The 5,346-nt window shown below is 43.4% G+C and carries 4 protein-coding genes; 2 read left to right on the top strand and 2 right to left on the bottom strand.

Features of this window, described 5'->3' with window-relative positions; genetic code table 11:
* Positions 1 to 173: 173 nt before the first annotated feature.
* A complete protein-coding gene (locus F6K38_RS34470; RefSeq protein WP_008183368.1) occupies positions 174 to 1,361 on the top strand; it encodes a Fic family protein in 1,188 nt (395 codons plus the stop codon).
* Between the two features lie 218 nt (positions 1,362 to 1,579).
* Here the strand turns inward: F6K38_RS34470 and F6K38_RS34475 are convergent, their stop codons facing one another.
* The gene (locus F6K38_RS34475; RefSeq protein ID WP_008183371.1) at positions 1,580 to 3,235 is read right to left on the bottom strand and encodes a hypothetical protein; all 1,656 of its coding nucleotides are present in this window, start codon (positions 3,233 to 3,235) and stop codon (positions 1,580 to 1,582) included.
* Positions 3,236 to 3,661: 426 nt separating this feature from the next.
* Between F6K38_RS34475 and F6K38_RS34480 the strand changes: the two genes are divergently transcribed.
* Complete coding sequence (locus F6K38_RS34480; protein WP_008183374.1) at positions 3,662 to 4,174, top strand: glutaredoxin family protein; 513 nt, start codon at positions 3,662 to 3,664, stop codon at positions 4,172 to 4,174.
* Positions 4,175 to 4,386: 212 nt separating this feature from the next.
* Here F6K38_RS34480 and F6K38_RS34485 read toward each other — a convergent pair whose 3' ends face one another.
* Positions 4,387 to 5,235, bottom strand: a complete 849-nt coding sequence (locus F6K38_RS34485; protein WP_287253804.1) for a class I SAM-dependent methyltransferase — start codon at positions 5,233 to 5,235, stop codon at positions 4,387 to 4,389.
* Positions 5,236 to 5,346: the final 111 nt, after the last annotated feature.

The following is a 5,346-nucleotide window of genomic DNA, read 5'->3' on the forward strand; positions in this document are numbered from 1 at the left end:
ATGTCCTAACTGCCCTGGCGACTGCTATAGGATAGTAATGGATCCTTTCAGTTGATTTTTTCGAGTTGGTAATTATATCATATAAATTTTCATTTATAGGCTTATTAACGAAAGAGATGGCTTTTCGTTAATATAGAGCTGGAAAATATTCAGTATTAACGACAGCGATAATAATGGTTAGTGCTACTAGAGCAGGTCAGTATGTGGATCAGCTTAGTGGATATAAAGCTTTCATACCGAATCCGTTGCCGCCTGTGCCTGACATCATTATCGATGACGAGATGTGGCAGCTTCTATCTCAGGCGGATCGTGCACTCGGTAGGCTAGATGGATCAACAGATGCTCTGCCTAACCCTGACCTATTTGTGTTTATGTATGTTCGCAAAGAAGCGGTTTTGTCGAGTCAGATTGAAGGAACGCAGGCATCTTTGATAGATGTTCTGGAATTTGAATCCCAAACACTCGAACCAGATAATCCTCAAGAAGTGGCTGAGGTGGTTAACTATATCGCTGCTATTAACCACGGTCTTGAGCGCTTGAAGGATTTACCTGTGTGTTTGCGCCTGATTCGGGAAATACACCAGAAGTTAATGCAAGGAGTGCGAGGTTCTGAGCGAGATCCAGGTGAGTTTCGTAGTAGCCAGAATTGGATTGGTCCGGAAGGATGTTCCCTCAAAGACGCTACTTACGTTCCACCTCCACCCCATGAAATGAAACAAGCTCTAGATAATCTAGAAAAGTTTTTGCATGATTCAAAACCAATTCCCGCTTTGCTAAAAATTGGATTGGCTCATGCTCAGTTCGAGACAGTTCACCCTTTTCTTGACGGCAATGGCAGAACAGGGCGTCTACTAATTACATTTCTTCTATGTGAGCAGAATATACTGAAGCGCCCGCTTTTATATATTTCTTACTATTTCAAGAAATATCGCTCTGAATACTATGACCGACTTCAAGCTGTCAGAGATAGTGGCAATTGGGAAGGTTGGCTAAAGTTCTTTCTGCGTGGTGTTTACGAAGTCGCTCAGGAAGCGTCCGCTACTGCCCGCAACATAGTAACCATGAAGGAAGAACATCATCAACTACTGGTCAATAAGATGGGGAAGCGAACCGGAAACGCTATAATCGTGCTGGATAACCTTTATTTTAGGCCAATTATCACTGTTGAACAGGTTCAAAAAATTATTCAACTCAAATACCCTAATGCCAACAAATTAGTTAATGATCTGTGTGATGTTGGTATTTTACAAGAAATTACTGGGCAAAAACGTAATCGCGTTTTTGCCTACGCTCCATACTTGGAATTGCTGAATCAAGGAACTAATATGAGTGGGGTGGACATCCTGAGCGCCCGAAAATGATCTCAAATCTGCAATTGGATAAATTGGTAAATTATTCCCCTTTAAATTAATCACTAGTTGAAATTAGTTTGTAAAATCGGGAATAGGAAACTACCTATTCCCATATCATCGATATGTTAACTAGTTAACCGGATAATTTAGAATTTATTCATTCTGCATTCTGCATTCTGCATTCTTCATTCTTCATTCTTCATTCTTCATTCTAAATTCTTCATTCTTCAATTCCCCTTTCTTAGTAAGCGCTGGAAAATTTGCAAGTTCTGATCGAGCCAATCCAGCCATTTCAGACTACTCGATAAAGATTTCGGTGGATCGGAAATCAAGGTATCTAGAGCAATCAGGCGTTGGAAATTGATCTTGACTGGATCATGACGCTCTGTGCGACCGTCTTTGCCATAAAACTTGACACCAGCTTGTTGCTGCATAAGAGTGATCAATTCTTGAGCAACGATACCGTAGCCAATGGTAGTGGGATGAATGCCATCTAGGGTGAAGAAACCACCGCTGGTGCGACCGGTGGCATCGGATCTAAAAAAGCGAGTATCTGGTACTGGTGAAAGAGCTTCGAGTTCCGGTGCCAGCTGATAGGGAGTCCACCAATCTGGTCTGCAGTCGGAGTCTTCAATATAACGTCGATAAGCTAAGCCATCCAGTAATCCTCCTAATTCAAATAAATACCAATCTCGACCTTCTTTTCGAGCTTGACGTACAGCATCAGCAATATAGTCGTTGTACTGGTCAATGACGCTATCAATGGCTCGGGCTTGTTGTGCGGTAATGTGCGGGTCACGGTTAGGATCGAAATCTTCGTCACTAATCCAAGGACGGGTGTAGTAGGGGAAGTAGCGCGAGCCAGTAGCGATCTTATCTCCTACTCCACGACCAATGGGGGCAATGGTGACATGGGGAACTGTAGCCCAAATCACATGGCGAGCTTGGATTTGCTTGACTTGGTCAACTACTTGATCCAATTCAGCTTTGAAATCTTCCGGACACCAGACCGTAGGTCGCTGATTGGGCTGTGGTGAATTTGAATCGCGATCGCAACTCCATCTGACCTGCAGTTGACCAACGGTGCCCATGGCATTATTCGCCCCAATCATGATCATCAGGGTTTCAATACCATCTCCCTGACCGTTTTCTAGACTTCCTTCTTGCCCTAGTGCCACGGCAGCTTGCACTGGGGTAAGTGCTTTACCTTGTGAATCCCGTGCGGAGTCCAAAACCCTCAATGCCGCATGTTCGTTAGCATTCTCAACGATTTGCCGCAATAGATCATCCGTTGGTGCCTCGATTGCCTTTCTGAGAGTATCTGCGTCGTGAGAGATAATGTCTTTAAGATTCCACCCATAAATAGCGAGATTGTGGTTAATCCCTTTGTGCATAGCAACAGTAGAGCCAACGCCCCCTTGCCAACCAGGACCCCGTTCCCAATAATCTTCTATGTCGTCCATAAATTCGCGGATTGAAAACAGAGCCGGTCCTAATTCCCACCACTGTATCTGGTCACCAAACTGTCGCTCTAAGTGCCGAACTAAATACTCCAGATTCAGGGGCAATCCACCGAATTTGCCATATTGGGTTGGACGACGCAGGTGTTCTTCCCAACCCATTTCTTGAGCAATCATTATGGGATAGGAGCGCTCAGTGTTAAAAATTGCTCCATTCTGGAAGCCATGGCTTAGGGAATCACCAATGGTGACCAGTCGATGTCGGGGAGTGCCTGGCTTTTGGTTGACTTCAATACTTAATTCCGGACGGATACCCAGAGTAGGGTCTGTTTCCGGTGGACGCCCTTGAGGTTGGATAACATCCTTGACTTGATCTGGAGCGTCAAAATCGAGCATGTCTTTGGTAAGCAAACGTTTGACCATAGTTGCCTGTTTATGAAAAAGAGTGATGATTAGTTATTAGATAATTCACTGATGCTGAGGTTAATTCCAGAAAAGTAAGCATTCAGCTTAAGCGCTATAGCAATCCTAAATCATTTGTAACATCACTGCACTTCTGAAAAACTAGCTCCAACTCCGGTATCATCTGCCTTCTGCCATTCCCCTCCTGAGAGGGGTTAGGGGTGGGTGCCTTCTGCCTTAAAGCAGTCCATTTCTTTCACGAATCAGATAGGATTGCTATATGGCGATGCTATGCTTGCCAGCTAATGGGCTGGGAGCCTGGTAAGCAAAGAAAGTAGAGAGGTTAGATCCCATTAATCAAGATTTGGTAGTTTCCGACAAGATCAGGTTAAAACGGTAAAGAAGTGATTAATTCCCTGGATAATTCCAATATATCCCCTACAAACTATGAACGCCAAACCTAGCATTAAACTCCCATGGATATTTATTCGTAGTTTAAATAAGACTGTCTGGGTGATTTCTAGTCTTGTCCTACTGACAGTAGCTGCGGAATCCTCTTTAGGAGAACCCTCACCCTCTACCCCTACAAAAGTAACCCTAGAATCCCCTGCTCCTGAACTCCCAGTTACCCCTTCAGCCACCTCTTTATCTGGTCATTTGAACAAAATTGGTGCTAAAATGTATGGGGCTTACTGGTGTCCCTATTGTACAAAGCAGAAGCAAATGTTTGGTGAGGCATTTAAGCAGATCAATTATATTGAATGTGACCCAAGGGCTGAAACCTCCCAAACTGACTTATGCATTGAAGCGAAGATCAAAGGCTTTCCAACCTGGGAAATTAATGGTCGGTTTTATCCTGGTATGCTGTCGTTAGAGCAATTGGCTAAATTTTCAGGCTACTCAGCAGAAGATGCTACAGAATCAATGCCAGTGGTGGAGGAAGAACAAAAAGAAAAATAAATAATAGCAATAGTGCAACGTTTAACCTTTAAAAACCTAAGGTAAGCAGTCAGCAGTCAGTAGTCAGCAGTCAGCTTATTTTATTCACAAGCTGTTCGGATCTCAAGTAGCCGCCCCATTGGCACCTCAAGTAGCGTGGCCAAAGGCCAATAGCCACTCAAGTAGCCACCCCATTAGCTGATAGCTGATAGCTGATAGCTTAGATTTAGGGATTATTTGGGAATAGAAAATGTTACCGATTTCCTGGCGCAAACAAAAAACGTTGTAATATCTATCCAAATGCCTTGTGGTGTGGCTAATTGCTCAACGGCTACAAAAAATTCAGTTTTCAATTGTGCTAATTTCTCTGGAGAAAGCTGGAAAACTTCCGCGCCAAAGGCACTCTTTGAGTTTCCCCGCCAAGAGTTTGCTGCTACTGTTTGAGTATCACTGCTGTAGTAACCAAGTTGGTCGGTTTTGACGTTGATGTCTTGAAAACCTGCTTCGGTGAGTAGCTGGTGACATTTCTCGGGACTACCAAGGGGTCCATTGGGATTAGGAATTACAATGCCATAGTCTCCTGCTTTTTCTCTAAACAGACCTCCTGTAGGAAAGGCCTTTGCTGCAAAACAGGAAAATCCGACTAATCCTCCTGGTTTTACGAAGCGATACCACTGCCGTAACGCAGCAGGGATATCTGTTAAGTATACAATGGCTGAAGAACATAGAATCCTATCGAAACTATTATCTGGGAAGTTGATAGTTTCTGCATCTGCTTCTATAAATTTGATGTTGTTGATACCTTCGGCTTTAACTTTTTGTTGGGCTAAATTGAGCATGCCTGAGGAAATATCTACACCGACAACAGCTCCAGAAGCACCGACAATTTTGGCAGCTAGAATTGCTACTAAACCTGTACCGGTAGCCATATCTAGAATTCGTTGTCCAGTTTGCAGGTGGGATACTTCTACTAGACCCTTGGCTAGCCGAGGGTGAAAGCTTCCTTGATCATAGTTTGGTCTGGTGTTAAAGTCAGCTTTGACGTTTTTCTTGAACTCATTTATATTTATCTGGTGTTTCATGGTTGGTGGAGATGGAAAATCTGATCACTAGAAAATATGATAACTAGCTTGACTAGGATGAAGGAGGCTTAATTACTTCAAAGTCTGACTCATCTAGAGATAATATAAATG

It is taken from the genome of Moorena sp. SIO3B2 (assembly GCF_010692525.1).
In the GTDB taxonomy this organism is placed as follows: domain Bacteria; phylum Cyanobacteriota; class Cyanobacteriia; order Cyanobacteriales; family Coleofasciculaceae; genus Moorena; species Moorena producens.